Source organism: Actinoallomurus sp. CA-142502 (assembly GCF_050936355.1).
Taxonomy (GTDB): Bacteria; Actinomycetota; Actinomycetes; order Streptosporangiales; family Streptosporangiaceae; genus Actinoallomurus; species Actinoallomurus iriomotensis.
Map to the genome: position 1 here is coordinate 7,736,017 of NZ_JBNJMY010000001.1, position 23,019 is coordinate 7,759,035.

The 23,019-nt window shown below is 70.8% G+C and carries 2 protein-coding genes; both read right to left on the reverse strand.

The window, feature by feature from the left end; genetic code table 11:
* Positions 1-10: 10 nt before the first annotated feature.
* On the reverse strand, positions 11-18,883 hold the full coding sequence (locus tag ACQEV1_RS36220; protein ID WP_433400233.1) for a hypothetical protein: 18,873 nt from the start codon (positions 18,881-18,883) through the stop codon (positions 11-13).
* The gene (gene eccCa, locus ACQEV1_RS36225) at positions 18,880-22,998 is read right to left on the reverse strand and encodes a type VII secretion protein EccCa (protein WP_433400236.1); all 4,119 of its coding nucleotides are present in this window, start codon (positions 22,996-22,998) and stop codon (positions 18,880-18,882) included. Before eccCa ends, ACQEV1_RS36220 begins: the two co-directional genes overlap by 4 nt.
* Positions 22,999-23,019 lie beyond the last annotated feature (21 nt).

Consider the following 23,019-nt stretch of genomic DNA (forward strand, 5'->3'; position numbering starts at 1 on the left):
CTTGATCTGTTCATTCGGGTCGGGCGTCGTCCCCGGCCGTCGTCGGGGGCGGGCCGTCCATGGCTTCGCGGGGCATGGCGGCGTACTCGGTCCCGTCGGCCGTAAGCGAGGGTTCGGGCGTTGGCACGCCCCATTCGGCGATCAGCCGGTCGAAGAAAGCGGCGCGTTCCGGCGCCTTCGCCCGCAGAGTTTCGGGCTCCAGGAAATAGTATTTCGCCGTCTCGGCAATATCCTCCCTGGCGTTAGTCGCGCCATAGCGGGTGATGGGTCGTTCACCGGAGAACTTGGGCCAGCCGTCCTCGGTCCAGCTGCCCGCCATCCTGGCGAACTCGGGCAATTGTGCGTTCAACTCCGCGGCGATGCGCGTGGCGGCCGTCCACCGGTATTCATCGGGCTTGAGTTCGAACAGCTCCGGATACCGCTGCTTCAACGTCGCGACGGCCGCGGCGTGTTTCGGCGATCGGGCGGCGAGCCTTTCCGGTGTCAAGAACGATGATCTGATCGACGCCTCGAGGTCCGCGGCCGCGGTCTCGGCCGTAATGGGGGGTTCAACGCCCTCGGGCAGTTTCGGCCGTCCGTCCGCCCCCCAGCTTCCGAACGCCTCGGTGAACTCGGGCAGGGCGTATTTGAGGAGCCCGTGCGCCAGTTCGTGGGTGACGGTGCCCTCGATCTCCCGTCTGCCGCCGCCGAGATCCTTCGCGAGGAGAATCGGAGCGTACATGGTCACCGTCTTGTGAGAGTCGATGTACTCTCCGGCCATGCCGTAATCGATCCCGCGTCGGGTGATGCCGAAGGAAACGGCACCGATCCAAGAGACTTCCTGGTCGATTCCGGCACGGTTCGACCGTTCTCGTCGCATGCCGAGAATCGGCGCGTAGTGCTCGAGGGCGGCACGTACCGCGCTTAACTCCTCCGGCGACCACCGACGCTCCCGTACCTTCGAGAGGGCTCCCGCATCGGCTCGCGGGTTCTTCTCCCTGACCGCGGTCACCGCGGCGCCGGAGTCCACCTGGACACCGAACTCTCCGGCGATCGACGACGCCTCGCCACCTGATCGGGCGACCCTCCCGGCCGCCCCGCTCGTGCCCTCTCCGGCATGGCCGGCATGGCCGGCGTCGTGAGTCGGCTCGCGTCTCTTCATGCCGTCCGTGCCGTCGCCCGCGTTCCCCTGGAAGGGATCGGCGCCGAGGTTCGCGACCGGCGTCCGGGCCGTGGCCTCCGCGGATGGGGCGTTCCGCGCCGACGGCGGTACGGCGCGCCCGTCGTCGCCGGTGGGCGGTGCGGGATGTCCGGACGTGCCCGCCGGCGATCCGCCGTCCGCGATCGGCTCGGTGCCGGCCCAGCGACCGGTGTACGGGCCGGGCTCGGGCAGCCGCACGAGCACGACCGACCGGCCGGCCGGCGGTCCGAACTCGACGGTGCCACCATCGGGCCGCAGGGCGGTGACCCGCAGCCCCAAGACGGCGGCGGCCGCGCCCAGGAACAGCTCGTCCGCCTCGGCCGTACCGTCCGGCGAGATAAGCGCGGCGACGATGGCGCGCCCTCGGCCATCCGTGGCATCGCCGGGCAGGCGCAGGGTGGGCCAGAACCGGCGCCGGCCCGGATCGCGGTCCAGGTCGGCGGCGAGCGCGTCCGCCAGGTACGCCCGCAGTTCGGCCGGGGACGCCGGCCGCCCGCGGGCGGCCACGGACGTCTCGGCCGGGGCCACCGCCTGCATGGCGTGCACCACGTCGTCGCCGGCCGCGAGAACCGGTACCAGGCGCAGCGCCATCCGCTCGAGCGCCGTTGCCTGCGGCACCGTCGGCCGGCCGCCGCCCACCTCGACGACGTCCTCCCAGCCGCTCCCCGCCCCGGCCGGTGGCCGGGCCATGGCCTCCGCCGGCCCCGGCATCTGTCCGGAATCCGCGCCCGGCGCCGTGTCCAGGACCTGATCAGGCGACATGCGTCCGTACGACGTGCTGCGCGAAGACGTCCCCGGACGAGATGTGGCAACCAGGCGAGACGGCTTGATGCCGTCCGACGGCGGTGCGGGCCGTCCAGCGGCGGGTACGTGCGGAGGAGCCGGAAAGGCTGGTCCGGACGGCGGGGCCGGGGCTTCCACTGCGGACGCCTGGGCTGTGGCTTGTTCCGGCACCGTGGCGGCTTCGGCGCCGGGACGATGCTCCGTCTGCGCCCCCGTGAACGGGTCGACGACCATGACGGGAACGCCGAGGCGCGTCGCGAGATCATCGGCGAAGGAGGGCTCGCCCGCCGGGCCGGGCATTCCCGGCCCGGCGGTCACCGGGCCCGGGTCCTTCCGCGCCGGCATCACCATGACCGGTCCATCGGTCAGGGTGTAGTGGCGGGTGATCCAGCGTGCCGTCTGCTCTGCGTCGTAGGCATGCGCGGCCGAGTCGCGTTCATGGGGCCGCCTGGCTATGGAGATCGTTCGCGTTGCGGGGTCGAACGCGCCGACGACGACCGGGGCCTCGTCGGGCGGGGAAGCCGGCGTCGGTTCGCCGCCGGCCGGCGGGGCGGTCGCGGAGGGCCGCCGGTCGCCTCCGGTCCGGGCGGTGCGGGCAGCCGGCTCGAGGGAACCCAGATTCGTCATGAACGTCCGGTAACCCTGGTGGCTCGACTGCTCCGCCCTGGCCCGGCGGACGGGGTTGGCGTCCTGGACCAGTCCCGGCGGGCCGTAGGTCCGCTCCAGGAGATCGAGCATCGGCTTCTCGTGGTCCAAAATCCACTGGAACGTGTTGTTACGCGGGAGACCGGTGGCGGGGTCCAGTCCGGCGTTCGTGCCCATGTATACGTTGGTCAGCTGGGCCCAGTACTCCCGCTCGTCCAGCGACGAGTAGTTCCTGCTGCCGGGCCGCTTCGGATTGGTACGGGGTCCGTCCGGCCACTGCGCGGCCGTTCCTGCCTGAAACTTCTTCTCGAAGCGCCTCCGGATGAGCTTCTTGGCTTCGGCATCGAGGAACTCGTACAAGAAGTGCGCGATCTCATGCGTCGCAGACGAGTAACCGTTGCTGTAGGTGGTGCCCCCCGGGCCCGACTCGCCGAGAAGGTTCTCCTCGCCGATCGCGACGACGACACCCTCGTGCTGACCGCGGACCTGCTGCCACGGCCTGCCGTCCGCGGTGTTCCGTCCCTCGTACCGGCGGAAGCGGGGCAAAGAGGTGAGGGCCGCACCGCGTGGGATGATCACCGCCGTCGCGCCCGCGTTGAGCACCTTTCCCGCGAGATCCGGGTTGTAGGTGAGCATCCGCGTGATGACCTCGTGGAGGACGTGCCGGGTCGACGCGGGGCGCTCCACAGCGGGCGGTACCTCGATCATCCGTTGCGCCACAACGGCCGCCAAGCGCGGATCGGGCGACGCGGGCCGACCGGTCGTCCCGGCACCAGCCGCGACGGGACGATCGGATGCGCGCACCCGGTCGGCCGGCGGCCGCGCATCGTCCGTGTCGTCGGCGCGCCCGGTCGATCCGGCGGCGGACGGAGCGGCCGCGCCCCCACCGCGCGCATCCCCCACGACTGGAGGTGCGGCGCTCACGCTCGGAAGGCTCACCGACAGTCCGGCCGGTGCGGAGGACGACGTCTCGGGCTCCGGCTGCTCGGCATCGGCCACCCGCGCGGGTGGCGCGTCACTCGGGCTCGGTGTGCGGATGGACGGGGGCGGCTCGTCGAGCCGCTCGGGCAGTCCGAGACCGTCGAACCGGTCGAGGCCGACCGCCGCCGACCGTACGGCCTGTGCGGTCCAGGCCGGAGCGCCGGGTCCGCCGCGCGCCGTGGCCCGCAGGTCGGCCAGCAGCCGGCCCACGGCCTCGGCGTTCTCCTCCGCCTCGTGGAGCCGGATCCACTCGGACAGGGACGCGTCATCGGCGGAGATGTTCATCAGGGGCACCCGCTGCCGGTTCAGCCGGTTCTCCTCGTTCCGCCAGTGAGTACGGACGGCGGCGGCACGGCGCAGCAGCTCCGGCAGGGCGGGATGCTGTTCGGCCAGCCGTCGCGCGCGGTCGCCGAGCTCGGCGCGTACGGCCTGTTCGAGCGTCTGCTGCCGGGCCTGCGCACTCAGGTAGAGCCGTCCCATCTCCTGGTAGTCGAGACCGTAGCGGTCCAGGTCCCCGCGCAGCTCCGGCGACACCAGCCCCTGCTGTTCGGCCATGGCCGACGTGAAGACCCGGCTCCGGGAGCCGGTCCGGTCGAAGACCCACAGCGCGCCGCCGCGGGTTCCCGGATCCCAGCGCGCCGTGGCCGGGTCGTAGAAATACGTCCTGCCGCTCGGTGAGCTCCAGGTCCGGCGCACGGTGCCGTCAGAGACGGTGACGTCCACCCGTACGTGCGCTCCCAGCGCGTGTGCGACGTCACGGCCCAGGTCGGCGGGGTCGAGTTGCGAGATCGCCGCGAGTGGTGGCAGTGCGGCGGGCCCGCCGTCCCGGTCGTCCGGCCGGAGAGCGTGCACCCCGTTGACGGCCTCGATGATCTCGCTCGTGGCCGCGCGGATGTTCTCGGCCGAGCCGCCGGGAGCCGGCGGAAGCAGCTCGTACCGCACCAGCGCGGCCGGCGTCCTGACGGTCGGGTCGATCTCTCGCGCCGCCGTCAGGTCGGCTCGCATGATCCGCAGCCCCCAGTCGAGCACGGACTGGTAGGCCCGCGCGGCGAGGGCCTTCTCGTCGACGGTCAGGACCACCGGCCGGTCGGCGCCGAGCTGCCGGCGGATGTGCCGGGCGACGCCCTGATACGCTCGCCGCGCCTCCCGCTGCTCCTGCGCCGCTCGGGCCAGGAGCGGCACCAGGTCGAAGCTCGGCGCCTTGTCCATCGCGGGCCAGGACTCCTGCTTCGGCCGGGTCGCGACGTTCGTCTCGGCGATCTCGGCTCGGATGCCGTCGATCTGGCTCTGGTACAGCTTCGCGTACACGTGACCGTTGATCGGGTCGCTGTAGAACCGGCCCTTCGGCTTGGCAGTGCCGAACAGGGGCCGGCGGAACAGGTCGGCGATCAGGTGGCCGTGGAAGCGCATCCGGACCAGGTAGAGCGGGCCCCTTTCCTTGCCGTGTCCCTCTTCGCGAGAGTTCTCGGTGCCGGCGGAGCCGTCGTTGAACGACGTGGTACGACCGTTGCCGGTCTCGGGCTGCCACGAGTGGCCGGGCTGGTGCTCGCCGATCGGGCCGTGCACGTTCACCGCGGCGTCCACCGTGCCGCGCGTGTGATCGGTGCTCGCGCTGACCGTGGTGCCGCTCTGGTGCTTGCCGTACCGGCCGATGCCGGTGCCCTTCTTCAGCGGGGCGAGCACCTCCAGCCCGCTGAGGCCGCCCTTGAGCCACATCGTCGCCCGCTTGCCGTCGTCGCCGGGGTCGAAGATGTCGTCGCTCATCTTGTAGGTGTTACCGCCGGTCGCTTCCCGCAGATGGCCGGCCAGGTGCATCCGGGACAACAGCACCGGCAGTGACAGGCTGGACCGGGTGTCCGGATCCCCGGCCCGGGCGCCGAACAGCCTGCCGATCACGCTTGGGGGGAACACCCGCGCCAGGAGGTCACGGCCGATCCGCACCGTGTCGTCGAAGACCACCCCGGTGACGAAGGCGTTGCCCGGCAGCTCGGGCAGCGGGGTGAGATCCGGCCGCGGGTGCACGGTGTCCGCCGCGCCCGACTCGGCGAGCGTGCGCGGCAGCTGGAGCTCCAGCGTGCCGTCCACCGTGACCGTGCTGGTGGCGCTGTGGCGGGTCCAGCCGTCGAACGACTTGTCCAGCAGGTTGTTCAGCGGGCGGTGGGGCATGCCGAGCCGCCGCACCTGCGCCGTCAGCTCGGTGTCGAAGCCGAGGATGTAGTGATCGGAACCGTACGCCGTCTGCTCGGCGACGCTCGTCTCGGCGCGCGTGACCCCTCGGTGGTTGCTCGCAGAGGTCTTCAGCGCACCTGATCCGCCCCCGGTGGTGGTCTGCCGGCCACCGGCTGAGAGCTGGACGAGGGTCGCGCCCTGCGCCACGTCACGCGAGGTCGACGTGGCCATGCTCTGGTAGCCGTGCAGGTAGACCTCGTTGCCGTTGCCCGGCGCGAAGTCGCGTACCTCCGGCTCCCCCAGAGCGACGCGCAGATTCACCTCGACGACGTCCGTCAGGAGCCACCCGTGCGGGTGGACCAGGTAGAGGGACAGGCCGTCCTCGCCGAAGAGTTCGTCGAGCATGGCCTGGTCACGGCGTTTGGCCAGCAATCCCTGGAGAGCGTCCACGCCGCCCTGCAGGCGGCCGATGACCCGGCCCTCGCGGTCCCAGACCTCCGCACCGGCCGAAAGCAGTCCCGGCGCGGCCTTGTCGACCTGTTCCCTGACGATTCGATAGGTCGACTTGCCGTTTCGGTGCCGCCACGTGTGCAGGCCGCTGTGGCCGGTGAGCGGGCTCTTGCCCATCAGGTACTCCGGCAGCCGGAGCTCCTCGAACGGGAGCGGCGGCTCGGGCAGATGCTTGCCGAAGGCCGCCTCGAAGGCGGCCCGGACCGCCTCGTCCCGTACGGGAGAGACATCCTGGGTGTGCCGGCCGGCCAGGGTCGTGGCCATGGCCGCGCGGTCGACCGGAGGCAGGTCGTCCGGCGGCTTGGGCACCTCGGTCACCCACCGGTGCAGGACGCCGGCCGCGACGTCGCCGGTCAGGTCGAGGGCACCGGACTGCCACGCGCTCATCGCCTCCGTCAACCGCTCGTGCGGCAACGTCCCCCCGCCCGCCGCGTACTCGACGAGGTCCGGTGGCATGTCGACCTGACGGCCGGTGCCGGGCGGATCGGCCAGCGGCCGGCCGAAGGCCGTGCTGAAACCTTCCCTGGTGGCGGGGTCCATCACCCGCAGGCCGCCCTTGCCGTGCATCCGCGCCAGGTCGAAGCCCAGCCGGATCACGAGGTCCAGGTCCGCCGTACGGGGCTTCGGCCGTGCGGTCAGGTCGGTGTGCCATCGGGTGAGGACCCCGGCCACGACGTCGCCGGTCAGGCGCAGGTCACCGTCGTGCCATCGGGTCAGCGACTTGGTGAGCTCGGCGTCCGACACCGGCAGCGTCCCGTTCGCGTACCACTTCAGCGCTTCAGGCTCGGTCAGCACGTACAGCAGCGTGCGGTCGTTCACCTGCCGCGGCCGGTGCTCCGTGTGGGAGGAGGGCAGCAGTTTCGCGTGCTTCTCCAGCCGGCCGCTGACCGTGAAGTTCGCGGGGGCCCGATACAGGAACACCCGCTTGACGTCGACCTGGATGTACTCCTTGCCGCCGACCCGCGCGCCGGCCCGCGACCTGTTCCACTGCCAGCGCCGGTTGACGTCGGTCCCGCCGACGAGTGCGACGGTGTCGGTGAGGTTGCCGCCGAAGGCGGTGTTCAGCTGGTCCCAGGCAAGCCCCTTCGAGCCGCTGGCGCTGAGCCTGCTCTCCAGCAGCAGCAGCTTGATGATGCCGAGCACGAAGTTGTCGGACGTGGCGCCAACGAACCGGGACGGGCCCAGGTCGCCGGCGATGTCCAGCGCCGCCAGCGTGTTGCGGAAGAAGCCGGTGTCGAACAGCTCGTCGGTCGTGTATTCGTGGTTGAGGATCTCCTTCAGGTGCGCTCGTACATTGGTCAGCCCGGCGAACGCGTTCACGTTCTGGTTCGCCGTCCCCGCCGGTCCAACCAGATCCGCCAGCATGGAGCCCGCGGCTGCGGTGAGGCCCGTGGCATCCGCGTGGAAGACGACCCCCTGGTCCAGGACGTCGGCCGGCGTCCACTTCTCGGCCTTCAGCCGCTCGGGCACCGACATCTGGTCCGGCGACGGCTGTTCGGCCAGGTCGATCGGCAGCAGGTGCGCGATCGCCCGCTGCCCCTCCAACGTGGGCAGGACCTGGTCACGACCGCCCTTGTTGATCTTGCCGGTCTGCCCGGAGTGCTGGAAGCGCAACGTGACCTGGTAGTCGTTGATCAGCTCGACCTCGAGCGCCTCGCCCGGGTGCTCGAGCAGGTCGGGCTGGTTGTTGATGAAGGTCACCGAGTCGGTGGCGCCGATGCTGCGCTGTGCCTCGATGCCGGACAACGCGTTCTGGAGGAACAGGTACAGCGCTTTGAACGCGACGCCGCCGGCGAGCTTGCGGGAGTGGCTGGTGGACGTCCCGACGATGTCCATGCCCATCGGCAGATTGACGAGGTGGTACTCGTCCGTGGTCCCCAGGTACTTCGGTGGCCTGTCCTTCCGCTGCGTCGCCTTGATCTCCACCTCGACGGAGTCGACGTCCAGGTCGATGTCCGCGGTGCCCCGGCGCTTCTTGAGCGTGAACCTCATGCCGTCCTGGAGCATCCCGTCGTGATGGGAGGCGAAGCCCCAGACGGAGACCATCTTGTCCAGCAGTTCCTCGTTGTCCAGCCGACTGATGATCTTGTTGCCGTGGGTGTACCAGTGCTCGCCGGCGAACGGGTCCACCTCGTCCTCCGGCAGGAAGCCCATCGGCCGCACCGCCGACGCGATCATCTCTTTGATCTCGTCGATGGTCGACTCATCGGGCTTGACGGTGCCGAACCCGATTCCTTTGCCCTCGAACAGGTACTCCGGCAGCTTGACGGGCGGCGCCGCCTCCCGGGCCTCCGCGTCCTTCCCGGTCTCCGTGCCTTTCTTGGTCTCCGTGTCCTTGACGCGGGGACCGAGGGTGAGCGCGTCGGGATCGTACGGAACAGTGCCGCCGGTGGGCCGCTGTCGCGGCTTCAGGGCGTCACGGTCGATCGGGAACCCGTGCTTGAACGCGTCGGGCTCGGTCAACCGCACCAGCCCACGGCTCCACACCGGGTTCGTCGCCGGCCGGGGGTCCTTCGTCTTAGCGGGCCGGCGGACCATCACCTTCGCCTGGAGCACGAACTCCACGCTGTACGCGGCGGTGTGGCCCGTATAGCGCGGCACCATCACCCACAGGCCCGTCTTGCCCGCCGAGATCGAGTCTTCGTTGCTGGAGGTGTATCCGAGGGAGAGGCTCGCCGTGAGCGACAGGCCCGGGACGTTGGGCGGAGCGAAGCCGACGTCGACGAGCAGCGGCGTGACCGTGCTGGAGTGCGCGACGGTGTGGCCGCCGCTGGTCCCGTCGATGGCGGTTCGGGGGACCTCCACGTGCGCCTTGTCGCTGGGGGCTCCCACCGGTCGGGCACCCGCCGGCAGCCGTCCGGCGTGGATCTGCACCGCGGCGCGCGGATCGCCGTACTCGTCGTGCAGCGTGAACCGGTAGCCCCGCTTGGCGTTGACCGCCTTGTCCAGGTGGGTGTTCAGGTTCCACAGCTTCTGCAGCAGTTCGTCGCGTGTGACGTCGCCGATCTTCAGGTTCAGGCCCTGCGACGCCAGCGTGTCGATGATCTCGTCGAACAACTTCGGCAGGTTCGTGAGGCCCGAGGCGTAGAAATGCGGGGGGAGCGCTTCGGTGTCGACGCCCTCCCCGGTCGCGGTGACGGGGTTGGCCGACGGCTCCTTCAGGTACGGCTCGGGTGTCCATAGCATGAGCTTCTCCGTGCCCGGATCCGCGATCCGGACCGGCTTGATCCGCTCCCAGCCCGGCGCCTTCCGGTCCTCGCGGTCGGTGCGCAGCTTGAACGAGATGTTGGGGCGGAACGCCAGCAGTGTCGACGCGCCCCGGTAGTCCTCAACATGACCGCCCTCGGCGTCCTCGATGTGGCTCAGGCTGCGTTTCGACTGGTTCGCCGTCCCGCTGATCGAGACACCGGCCCGCACGATGTTCAGGGGCCCCACCCCCGCGCCGATCCCGAACCCCAGCTTGATCGAGGCGCGTGTCTGCTCCGTCTGGCCGCTGGTCGTCTGGACGTGCGCACCGGTGGCGTACGTGGCGTTGATCGTCTCGTTTCCGACGTACTCCCCGTCCGGAGCCGGCAGGGTGGCGGGCCGCCCGTCCGTCGCACCCGCTGGGTTGTCGAGGGTGTGCGGATCCGTCGGATCGAAGGTGACCAGCACCTCGGCCTCACCCAGTGGAACGAGCAGGCCGCTGGTGTTCGCGTCGTTCCCGCTGTCGCCCAGCGCGTACGGGTAGTTGCTGACCAGCCGCTTCACCAGGATGCGCATCGGATCCTCGGGAAGCGTGACGCCCTGCGCGGCGGCCTCCTGCCGGATCGCCGCGATCAGCTGCCCCATGTACGGCAGCCCGAGCCGCGGCAGCAGGGCCGACAGAGCCGCCCGGTCGACCGTCATCGGCGTCGTCCCGGCCGGGCTCGGCGATGCCGGCGGCTGCGGTTCCCAGGTGCCCGCGTCCGTGGCCGGCACATCGGTGCCGGCGTTCGACGCGGCCGGCTTCGTGTCCGTTCTGCCGGAGCTCGTCGTTCCGGTCGCCGGCGGCGCGTCGGCGGGGACGGACAGCGTCGCACGATTCATCGGCCGCATGACGTACGCCGATGACGGGTCCGATCCCTCTGCCCCCTCCGCGGGAACGTAGACCTCGAAGCCCGCTTGAGCAGGCCGTCCGGCCGGGGCCTTGCCGCTGACAGCGGCGGTCACCGTGCCCTTGCCGACGTCGATGAGCACGCCGTGCGGGGCGACCGGCACCGGACCGCCGGTCTCGATCGCCAGGGACCCTGCGATTCTCCCCGATCCCGGCATCAGGAGGAAGGGTTGGTGCCCGGGTGCCCGGGCGGCGATCAGGGTGGCCAGTACGGCCGGGTCGACCGGCGCGTCACCGACCGTCAACGCGCCCTCGCGTACCCGCCCGGTGACGAACACCGTCTGGGGCGGCGCGACCTTCGCGAGCAGTTCGACGGTCTGATCGTCGAGGCGCGGGCCGTCCTCGGCGGCCCCCGGCAGCGAGAGCACCACCGGACGGCCCTCCGCCGTGGCGTACATCGTCGCCGCCCCGATCACGTCCTCGACCTTCGCCGACGGGACGGCCTCATCGAACACGCCGCCCGGCACCGGACCGGTCTCCTCCTGACCGCCGGCCTGAGATGCGGGGGCTTCCCGGGTTCCGTCATCCTCCAGATCCGCCCAGCGGACGCGCTTGCCTCCGGACGCTTTCCGGGACGAGGTCGGAGCGTCACCCTCATCGGCGGGCCGGGACGCCGCGGGGCGCGGGACTCCACCGCCGTCCGCGGGGGGCGGGTGCTGTGCCGAGCCCGAGGATCCGGTGTCCGCGTCCTCGGCCGGAGCGCGCCCGTGGCCCCGCGCGGCACCGCCCTCCGCGGCACCCGAGTCGAGACGCGGAGATCCCGCCACCAGGCGTCTCCAGCCCCGCACAGCCGCCGGCCGCGGATTGTGCGCCCAGCCGAGCCCCCGGAATCTGACCGTCCCACGCGTCCACCCGCGTAGCGCCGAGTGGTCGCGATCGGAGCCTCCGCCGCGCAAGGACATGCTCGACTCGCCGGCCGGGTCCGGGCTCGATGCCACGTCCCCGGCCGCCCCCGCCACTCCCGCAGCAGCATGGCCGAGCCCCGGCCCCTTGGCGTGAGGCTCGTCGGAGGTCGGTGCCGACGGCCGCGCATACCAGTCGGCCCGCCAGTCCCTCGGCGGAGGTGCCGCAAGGGAGGGCATGAAATTCGACCGCCGGCGCGGCTGGTTCTCCGGCTCCAGAGCGGCCAGCCCGAACGGGTCGTCAGTTTCGTCGGGAGGCGAGAAGTTCCGCTGCGCACCGGTCGACGGGTCGACCACTACGACCGGACGGCCAAGGTGTGTCGCGAGATCATAGGCGAAGGGAGGGGCAGTGTCGCCGGCCTTCTCGGCGCCGGGCGCCACCAGCATCACTGGCCGGGGCGTCTTACTGACGCTCCAGCGATCCGTCTCCTCCGGCTGGTAGTTACGGGTGATCCAGCGGGCCGTCTCCTCCGCGTTCCGCGCGTATCCGGCGAAGAAGATACGCCCGGTCGATCGACGGCGACCGCCACGGCCGGCCTCCGGTCCACGCCGGAACTCACCGATGACGACCGGGACATCCGTCAGGTGAGGAAACGGCGGTGGCTCCTCGGCGGGCTCTCCCATGAACTCCCGCAACGCCCGATAACTCTCGTCCTCCGCGTAGAGGGGCCGGACGGGATAGGGCTTCTCATCGCCCCCGGCCGACCCGTAGATGTCCTCCAGGACCGGACTCGGTCTCTGGAATCCTCCCGCCGGCCCGTACACGTCCTCCAGGAAGGAGACCATCGCCGGCTCGTGCTTCTTGACCCAGTCGCCACCGTTGTTGGCCGGCAGGCCGGTTTCCGAATCGAGCCCGTAATTGACCCCCAGCCATGTGTTCGTCAACTCAGCGAAGTATTCGTGATAGTCCCGCGATGAATAGTTCTGCCGTCCGGAACGGTACGGGTTGGTCAGCGGTCCGTTCGGCCACTGTCCGCCGCGCGCCTTCTTGGCCTCGAAGGACTCCTCGACGCCTATCCGCGCTCGAGCCGTGATCCCCTCCGGGTCGACGTACAAGGACGTTTCCGACAAGATGGCGTGCGCCACCTCGTGGGACAGAACCGCATAGCCCGTGTCGTAGTTCCCACTTACCAGGCCGAGCTCACCGGTGAGGCTCTCCTCGCTCACCCCGAGAACGCCCTTGTCAGGGCGATGTAGGCCCCGCACGGAATCAAATGGTCTGCCATACGCCGATCTTTCGGGGAGGTCGGAGAATTGGGGCAGGGACCTGAGCGTCCGATCGCGCGGAATGATCACTACCTGTCTACCGGCGGCCAGCTTCTGTGCGACGACCGGGTTGTAGCGGAGCATCCTGGTCAGGATCGAGTGCGCGGCCCGATGGGCGGTCACCGGCCGGTGAACGGCCGGCGGTACCTCGATCATCAACTGCGCCGCGACGGCCGCGAACTCCTCCGGCGGTATCGCGCGGCTGAGCGTCAGCGAGAACTCCGGATCGCGCGCGAGTGCCCGTCTCTCTCTCAGGGACAGAGACGCCAGCTCCGCGAATCGGCCGGCCGGTGTCATCTTCTCCAGCGCGGCCGCCCGGTTCTTCGGCGACTCCGGTTTCCGCGTGGCCGCCTCACCGGCCGCCGACGGCGTCCCGGTGGTCGTCCCGCCACCCGTCGTGGTGATCGCCTCGTCCTCCGGCGGGGAACCGGCGGGCCGGTACTTCGTCTGCGCTCCGGTGTACGGGTTGACCACGACGACCGGACGGCGAAGGTGCGCAGCGAGAGTCCTGAAGTAGGCGGGGCCGCCGTCCGGGCGGCGTGTCTCGACGCCGGGCGTCATCACCATCACCGGCCGGGGCGAGGCAGAGGCCCCGTCACGGGCGATCCAGCGATCTGTCTCTTCCAAACGGTAGTTGCGGTTGATCCATCGCGCCGTCTGTTCCGGATCGCGCGGATACCCTGCGAAGAAGATCGTTCCGGTGGCGGAATCCCGGCCACCGGGCCTGCGTCGCGGTCCGCTCTGGAACTGGCCGACGACGACCGGCACATCCACCTGCGGGGAGAAGGAGGGGCGCTCCTCCGCAGGCTCTCCCATGAACTCGCGGAATGCCCGGTAGAGCTCGTCTTCCGAGTAATTGGAGCGAAGCGGGTTCTCCTTCGTGAAGCGTGCCGCCGCCCCGTAGATGTCCTCCAGGACAGGACTGTCCTCCTCGAGCTCTCCCTCCATTCCATAGATGTGCGCCAGGATTTGCAGAACATCGTACGGCTCGCGCTTCTCTACCCACTTAGTGGTGTTGTTGCGCGGCAAACCCGTACTGACATCGCGCCCGTGATTCAGCCCCAGCCAAACGTTCGTAAGTTCGGCGAAGTACTCCTCGGCACCTGCCGCCGAGGCATTCACGCTGCCAGGCAATTCGGGGTTGGTCGGCGGCCCGCCCGGCCACTGTTCGGCGACTCGAGTCTTTTTGGTCTCGAATCGCCGCCTAATGGTTTCCTTATTGGCCGGGGTCGGCATCTTTTCACCGTTGAAGGCGTACTCCCAGATCCCACGCGCCAGTTCATGAGTCAGGGTGGAGTAGCCCGTATCGCGATCCCCGGAGATCAGGCCGGCTTCACCCGTCAGGTGTTCCTCGCCCACGGCGAGGATGCCCGTGTCCTTACGAAGGACGCTCCGCACCCGCTCGTACGGTGTCGCGCCTTCGAACATCGTGCCGGCGCGATCGGCGAACTCCGGCAAAGACGTGATCTCCTGGCCTCGCGGAATGACGACCACCCGTACGCGGCGGGCCAGCGCCTCCGCGACCTCCGCATTGGAGCGGAGCACCCTGGTCAAGGTCACGTGCGCGATCAGATGGGCGGTCGCAGGCCGCTCGGTGGTCGACGGCACCTCGACCATCAACTGGGCCACCACTGCCGCGAAGTCCTCCCGGGCAAGCAGGCCGCGCAGCTCCCGCAGGAATTCCGGACTCCGTGCCCTCGTTCGTTTCTCTTCCAGCGGCAGAGATGCCAGCTTCGCGAACCGTGCGGCCGGTGACATGTTCCTCAGCTCGGCCGCCTGTCCCTTCGACGACCGCTCCGGGGCCTGCGTTGACGTCGATGGCGGTGCCGCGTACTGGACCGGTTCCCGCACCGAGGCCGGTTCCCCCGCCGGCGCCGGCTTCCGCAACTTGTCCTTCAGCTTCTTCCAGCGCCGCGAGACGAAGGATCTCGATGTGCCCGCACCTGCCGTAGGGGCCGACGAGGTCGACGCATGACCACCGGGCGCGGGCCGGACGATGCCCGAGGAGGAACCGGTCGTCTCCGCACCGGCCGAAGGAGCCGGAGGAGCGGCGTGAACGCCCGGCCGGTCACTCGCCCGCGATGCCGTAGGGGCCGCGTCGTCCTCGGCCGCGACGTCGACCGTGTCGTACGGGGAGTCCGCCGCACGCGGAGCCGCGTGCACGGTGGCCGAACCGATCGACGGCGCGGCGGACGGCAATTCGCCGGACCGGGCGTCGCTCACGATCGTCGGGCCGGCCGGCGATCGCCAGGTGGCGACCGGTCGCCCGGTCTTCACCATGCCGGCCACGACGCTGTTCAGCAGAGATGCGGAATCCGGCAGGACCGGCCCGAGCTCGGTGTCCTGGCCGTCCGGCCCGTAGGTGTGCCAGCCGTCGTAGTCTTCGCTGATCAGCTGGACCGCGCCGTCCGGCGTACGGTCGACTCTCCCGGCGATCAGGTCACCGGCCGGCGAGGGGACGAAGTCGGCCCACGGCGCGGTCACCGGCGCCCCGAGAAGGGCGGCGACCTCTGGCGCGAACCTACGCGCGTCTCCGGCCAGCAGGACGACGGGCATATCCGGCTCATGGCCCTGCTGGTTCCGCACCCAGTCGACGAAGTCGGCCGGGGTCATGTGCCGGGACTCACCGTCGATGACGATCACGGTGTCGGTGGGCAGAACCCGCCCAGCGACCACGAGCGCTTCTTGACCGGGCGGCAGCAGCGTCGGCTCGTCGCCGGCGGAAGACGGCCGGTCCGCTCCCGATCGTGGCCCGGATCCCCGCTCGCTCTCCGCTGCCGGCTGCGGATACCCGCTGGACTCCCCCTGGGACTCAGGACGCGAGTCCGCGCCCGGCTGCGACGGCTCGGGCTCCCGGCCCGAGCCGTTCCCGGGCCGGGCATCGGCCGCGCTCTTCGCGGCCGATGCCCGCTGCGGTGTGGCCGTCCCCTCGCTCTTGGCGGATGCCGAAGTCACCGGCGGCCGCGGCTGCTCCGGCTGCCCGGTCGTCGGCGCCTGGACCTCGGACTCCCCGACCCGGCCGCCGGCCGTCTCCGCATGCTCGCCCGCCTGTGAAGGTGCGGTGTTCGATCGTCCGGCTCGGCTTCCGGAGGATGCTTCGGTGTTCCCCCGGCCGAAGATCCGGTCGAACGCCTCGGCGCGCGCCTGGCTGTCCGGGTGCTCCGAGGAAGGACCCACCCTGCGCCCTTCGCCCGCGAACGAGTCCTTCTCGGCCGCGGACCCGGACTCACTCCGGCCTTCGGACGACCTGGACGTCGCGGCACCGCGGCTCGTCGTACCGACATCGGTGAAGGTCTCGGCACCGGTCTGGGTCCGGGTCCGGGAGCCACCGGGCTGCGATCGGGTGGCGGTGCCTCTCCCGCCACCGCCCGGCCCACCGGAACCATCGCCGGGACGGCCGTTGGAGCCGGCCGGGTCCTCCTGGACACGGGTGATCCGGCCGGTGTCGGCGTCGAAGCGCAGTTCGCCGGTGAAGATCTTGCCCGACCCGGAGGTGAGCGTCCCGTCCTTGGCCAGGTACGGCGTGGCCGCACCGTTGCCGCCGGAGACCGAGGAGGTCGTACGCGTGACCGCTCCGTCCTTGCGGGACACGCTGACGACGTCTACGCCGTCGCTGAACTTCACCGGCTGTGGTCGGCCGTCGGAACCGATGCGGTAGTAGACCCGCCCCACCGGGTCCCCGGGCCTGCCGCCGGAGGCGATCGAGGTGATCTGCTCGTACAAACCGGTTCTCTGGTCGCGGACCAGCACGGCCGGCGGGCCCGAACCTTCCATCGGCTTCCCGCTGACCCAGTCCCTGGGCGCCGTGATGATCCGCTCGACCTTCGCGGCCCCGGCCCCGAACGGGTGCGCCTCATGCCACCCATCCCGGCCGCCGTCCAGTTCGTGGTACTGACTTCCGTCGCCTTCCGTCCCTCCGCGCGGCGGGACGTCGCCGGGGCGACGCGGGAAGGTCAACAGGTCGATGTTGCCGGTGCCGTCCCGGCGAAGAACCTGGTAGGACCCGGCTCCCTGGCGCGGTGGTGCGACCGTGGGTTTCGCACCGCCGACGACGCGCCCCGCCCCGCCGGCCGGCTCGGCGGGGATGTTGGCGACGTCCCACTTCCCGTCGCCCTGGTCGAACACGGCCAGACGTTCCTTCGCGTCTCCGGCGGGGACCATGCGGCCGTCCTTGAGGACGTAGAGGCCGCTGTCCTCGGTGACCTTTCCGCTGGCGGGCCTGATGTTCACCACGTGGTCGTTCGGACCCAGGCTCGTCTCCCTGGCCGCACCGCTCTTCGGGTCGACCTCGTAGTAGCGGTAACGATCGGCCGTGCCCGCGCCCGTGCTCACGTCATCGGAGGTCCGCGCCGAGCGCGGCGGATCGCCGGCAGGAGGTTCGCCCAGCCGCCGACCGGTGCCGACGTCGACCAGCTGCGATTCACCGGTCACCGTGTCCCGGCGAAGAAGCTGTCGTGTCGTGGGCACGGGCGACTTACCGGTGCCCGGTCTCGACGAGGCACCGTACGCCGCCTTCCGCGTAGGCGAGGGCGCTTCTCCACGAGCCGCCGGGTTCGACGCCGTACCGTCGCGCCGGCCTCCGCCGGCCGCGCTCTTCCCCTGCGCATCCCCGGAAGAGGAGGTCTCCTGACCGCGCGCCTCCTTCGACGCCGCATCCCGCTTGACGGCCGCCTCCCCCGCACGCCGCGCAGCCGAATCCGACCTCACACCATCCTGACGCCCCGCCTCACCACCGGCCGGCCGCCCATCATCCGACACCGAACCATCGCGCCGACCTCCAGCGACCGCGCTCTTCCCCAGCGCATCCCCGGAAGACGAGGTCTCCTGACCGCGCGCCTCCTTCGACGCCGCATCCCGCTTGACGGCCGCCTCCCCCGCACGCCGCGCAGCCGAATCCGACCTCACACCATCCTGACGCCCCGCCTCACCACCGGCCGGTCGCCCATCATCCGACACCGAACCATCGCGCCGACCTCCGCCGACCACGCTCTTCCCCAGCGCATCCCCGGAAGACGAGGCGTCCTGATCCGAGGGCCGCACCGCCTTGGAGTCCGCATCCCGCTTGATGGCCGCCTCCCCGGCACGCCGCGCAGGGGACACCGAATCCGAAGACGTCCGATGCTCCCCACCCGGCGCCGGGCTGGTCTGGCCCTTCGATACGCCTTCCGAAGCCGGGGTGTTCGCGGACCCGGCATTCGACTCGTGCGATGCGGACCGGGCTGGTGGCGTGCCCTGAGCGGTTCCGTCCGCACCACCGGGCCCCGTCGGTCTCTCGTTGACCGGCGGAGTGCGAAGCGGCGCGGGAGTCGAACTCGAGGTGGCCGGCGGCGGCTCGTTCGACGAACGCACGCCGTTCCCGGACGGCGTCTTCGTCGACGTGGAGCTGACCACGCCATCGCCGGCCCGCGTGTTGAGGCCGTTCGCGCCCGACGCGCTGTCAGCGCTCTTGCCCGACCCGTTGAAGGAGGTCTGCGCGGGCTTGACGGCCGGCGGCACTTCACCGCCGGAACCAGCGGTGGCCTTCGCCGCCCCCGGTGTGGGGTTCCCCTTGCCGACCACCGGAGTATCGGGAACGGTCGGGGTCCGCGCGCCCTCGCCCGCGCCTACGCCACCGAATCTGCCACCGCGTGCGGCGGCGCCCAGGCCGGCGCCGAGGCCGCCGCCGATGGCGGCGCCCAGACCGATGTTGAAGCCCTCCTGTCCCCAGTCGACGGTGACCGGGGTGTGCGTGGCAGCCGAAGCGAGTCCGTTGGCGGCCATATCGATGCCGAAGGAGGCGACGGCTCCGGTGACGGCGCCGGCGGTGAAGTCGCTGACCACCGCGCCCAGGGCGCCCAGCCTGGCGCCCACCTGGGCGATGACGTTGACCAGGTTCCCGATGATCCTCCCCAGCAGCGACAGCAGGGCGCCGATTCCGAGAGTCAGCGGAGCCGTCACCACACCGAGGACGAAGCTGAAGATGTTGATCAGGTAGGCCTTGTTGTTCTCTTCGGCCATCTGCTGCGCCTGGTCATAAATGCTCTTGCCATAGGCGTTGATGGCCTCGCCGATCTTCCAGGCCGTGTCGGCATTGTTGTTCAGCACCGCCGACATGCGGCTGTGCCATGCCTCCTGGGCGACGCTGTAGGCGCCGCCACGCCAGCCGAGGGATGCGACGAGATCGGCGAGGGTGAGCTGCCCGGCGTACAGGGCATCGCCCATCCTGATCCACTCGTTGCCCATCTCGAAGATGGCGTTCAGGTTCAGGTCGCCGACGTAATCCGTCCACTCGGTCCAGCCGTCCATGTTGGTCTTCCAACCGTCATCGCTCATGACCGGACCTCCCTTCCGGCTCCGGCCGGCCGGGCCTCGGCCACCGGCTCGGTCTCGTCGTCGACGACGGCATGGATCAAAGTCGGCTCCTGTCTCCTGCGGATCAGCAGGCCGCGTCCGGGAATGCGCTGCGCGGCGCGTTGGTCCCCCAGCAGGACGCCTTCGCGGTGGTCGCCCGACATGATGAGCCCGTCGGCGCCGAACTCGCGCAGCCGCCCTACCATCGGATCCGACATCAGCGACCGTGCGGCTCCGCTGACTCGGCGGGCGAGCACGACGTGGAAACCGAGATCCTCGCCCCGAGTGACGAAGGAGGCCAGCGGCGCGAGCGGGCCCCGGTCCGGGCCGTTCGCCACCAGGTCGTAGTCGTCGACGACCAGGTAGAGTTCCGGCCCCTCCCACCAGTCGCGATCACGCAGCCGGTCGGCGGTCAGGCCGGGCGGCGGCATCCGCTCTTTCAACTTGTCCGCGACCTGGGCGACGAACACGGCCGCCAGCTCGGGATCGCCCGCATGCGCGCCGATGTACGGCTCGGGCAGGACGTCCAGGAGGCCGCGCCGGTAGTCGATGACGATGAAGCGCACGTCCCACGGTGAGTACCGGCGGCCCATGCCCCGCATCCAGGTCCGCAGGAACGAGGTCCGGCCCGAACCGGAGTCTCCGAAGATGAGGAAGTGCGGTTGTCCCTGGGCGAGGTCCAGGCCCACCGGACGCAGATCGGTCTGGGCCAGTCCGATGGGGATCTCGGTCGCGGACAGTCCCCGTCCGGCGCCCTCCCACCGATTCCCGACGGCCGACGTGTCGGCGAGGAGCTCGTCCAGTTCCTTCACGCTGATCCGCTCCGGGAGCACCTTCAACCGCGGCGCCCGCGGTCCCTGCCACGAACCGGCGATCGCGTCGAGGAGCTCGCGTTGCGCCTCGGCGAGGCCGTCGAGGCCGTCGGCAGCGTCCATGCGGGGTAGGGCGACCTGGAACGAGATCCCGGGCGGCATCAGGCCCCGGCCGACCGGCACCCGGCCCAGCCGCCGCGTCTCCTGCCGGTTGATCTCCGACTCGGCCGGGTCGTTCAACCGGAGTTCGAGACGTCCGCCGATGCTGTCGCGCAGCGCCATCCGGATCTCGGCCCAGCGGTTCGCGGTCAGCATCAGGTGGACCCCGACGCCCAGGCCGCGGGTGGCGATGTCGGTGGCCATCACGGTGGCGTCCTCCATCTCCGCGTGCAGCGCGCCCCAGTTGTCGACGACGAGGACGACGTCGGCGGCGCGCACGCCGTGCGGCAGGCCGCCGGTCCGGCGCAGCTCGCGGAATTCGGCGGCGGAGTGGATGCCCAGGTCGCGGAACATCAGTTCGCGCACCGCGATCAGGCGGGTGACCTCGGCCAGCACACGCTGGACCCGTTCGGCGTCCCGCCGCCCGGCCACCCCCGACACGTGCGGGGCGCCCTCCAGGGCGTGCAGCGCGCCACCGCCGTGGTCGATGCAGTAGAACTGCAGTTCGTCGGGCGTGTGGGTGAGCATCGCGCTGATCAGCGCCGTGCGCAGGAACGTGCTCTTGCCGCTCTGCGGCGCGCCGACGAGGGCCAGGTGCCCGTGGGTCCCCACCAGGTCGAGGACGACGGGGCGCTGTTCCTGCCGCGCGGGCAGGTCCGCGACGGCGACGGGGAACCTCAACTCCCCGTCCATCGCCCACGCCTGGCTCCGCAGGCCCCGCCCCGGCACGACCCCCACCGGGGCGAGCAGCGGGTCGAGGGGGAAGTGCGGCGGCAGCGGCGACAGCCACACCTGGTGCGTCGGGGCGCTGCTCGCCGCGAGTTGGGTGACGACGACCTCCAGCTCGGTCGTCCCGTTCCCCGGCGCGGGGGTGACCGCGGTCTCGGGTGCCGTGTCCTCCGGCTTGGGCGGGGTGCGCAGCCCGAACGGGACCGGCACGATCGGTTTCCGCCGGCCTTCTCGCGCGGCGGGGTCCTCGTACAGCCGGGAGACGTGCGCCACCCGGAACCGCTCGTAGATGGACTCGTCGACCTTCAGGTAGGCCGAGCCGGGGATGGGCGGAAGCTTGTAGGCGTCCGGTGTGCCGATCACCGTACGGCTCTCGGCGGCGCTGAAGGTGCGCAGGCAGATCCGGTACGACAGGTGCGACTCGAGACCGCGCAGGCGGCCCTCCTCCAGTCGCTGGGTGGCCAGCAGCAGGTGCATGCCCAGGGAGCGGCCGACCCTCCCGATCTGCACGAACAGGTCGATGAAGTCCGACCGCTGCGACAGCAGCTCGCCGAACTCGTCGACGACGATCATCAGGTACGGCAGGGGCGGCAGCGGCGCGCCGTCCACGTCCGTACCACCGTCCGCCTGTTTGAGCTGGTAGTCGCGGATCGAGTCGATGTTGCCCGCCTGCCGCAACAGCCGCTGCCGCCGCTGCTGCTCCCCCATCAAGGCGACCCGTACGCGTTCGACCAGCGACAGGTCGTCGGCCAGGTTCGTGATCAGACCCGCGACATGCGGCAGCCCGGTCAGACCCGCGAACGTCGCACCGCCCTTGAAGTCCACCAGAACGAAGCCCAGATGCTCCGGCGAATGTGTCATCGACAACCCGGTGACCAGGGTCCGCAGCAGTTCGCTCTTACCCGATCCGGTCGCACCCACCACCAGCCCATGCGGCCCGATCCCGCCCTGCGCCGACTCCTTCAAATCCAGGACGAGCGCCTCGCCACTGGCGGTCACGCCGACCGGAACGCGCAGCAGTTCCTCATCGTCGGGTGCCCGCCAGGCGGCGGCCGGGTCCAGTGACGTGACGTCGCCGATTCCGAGCATGCCCGGCAGCGACACCGACTGGGACAGGACCTGCTCCTGTTCGCCCGACAGCCGCAGCGGCGCGAGCGAACGGGCGATCCGAGACCGCAGGGCGGGCGCCGGCCGATCCACGGTCGCGTCCTGCACGGTGCTGTGCAGCCCGGCGTTCGCGCCCTCCAGGGTGAGGCGACCGGACGGGTCGAGACGCACCCGTACGTCAACGCGCTCCGGCTCGTGTGCCTCTTCGGTCACCAGGCAGACCACGGTGATGCCCAGATGCGGCCCCGCCTCCGCGATCAGGCGGTGCACGAGCGGAGACCGGGTCCAGGAGGCGCGTGGGTCGTAGTCGTTCAGCACCACGACGAGCCGCCGCCGGGGCCTGTCCTGGGCGGCCATGGACACCAGCCGCGTTCCTCGCTCCGCACGGGCCGCGACGGCCCGGTCCAGCGCGCCCTCCAGGTAGTCCGCCAGGCCGCCCAGGTTCTCGGCGACCAGCGGGACGACCTCGGCCCCGCGCTCCCGGGTGTCCGGTTCATGGGTGTGGGGGAGCCACTTGACCCACTCCCACCGCGCGTCCCCGGAGGTGACGACGGCGACCTGCACGTCGTCCGGCGCGTGGAGCGTGGCAAGCTGGCACAGCAGTGCGGCGGCCGCCGCCTCGGTCTCCGCGTCCGGCCCCAGCAGGCTCACCACGCCGGCCCGGCCGGCATCGATCCACGCCGGTTGCCGCTCGACCGTGCTGTGGGTCTCGACGAGTTCCTCGGCGGCGTACAGGGAACGGGCGTCGTACTCCACCGTCGGATCGGATCGCTTGGTGGTGGTGTGGGTGATGGCGAGTGGCCCGTCCCCCGCGCCGATGCGCAGTCTGAGGAAGTCGGGATCGTCGGGCCGGCGCTCCCAGACGCGGCGCCGGCGGACCGCGATCGCCCATATCCGCTCGGGACTCGGATGCACCCAGGCCGCGGCGAACCGCTGCACCTGAGCCACCTGCCGTGCCTGACGCCGGATCCCCGCCAGGTAGTCCAGGTAGCGCTCGCGCTGACGCTCTCTGGCCTGACGGGTCTTCCCGCGCATCTGCATACGGATGCCGACGCTCAACCCCACCGATGTGACCATGAACAGGATGCCGAGCAGGATCATCCACTGTCGGCCGGTCGAGATCAGGTACGCCGCCATGCTGACGCTTGTCAGCAATGGCAGCAGCAGCGTCAGCATGGTCGACATGCCGCTCGGCGGCGGCAACTGCGGCGGCGCCGCGATGGCGACCTTGTCCTCCGGCACGGGCGGCGGAGCCATCCGGGCGGGGCGGTGGAAGGCGATCCTGCTCATCGGTTCGGGCTGCCTCTGAAT

Bases quoted from the DNA above. Each gene is read 5' to 3' on its own strand.
- eccCa (WP_433400236.1), bottom strand. From the start codon at position 22,998: ATGAGCAGGATCGCCTTCCACCGCCCCGCCCGGATGGCTCCGCCGCCC.
- ACQEV1_RS36220 (WP_433400233.1), bottom strand. From the start codon at position 18,883: ATGAGCGATGACGGTTGGAAGACCAACATGGACGGCTGGACCGAGTGG.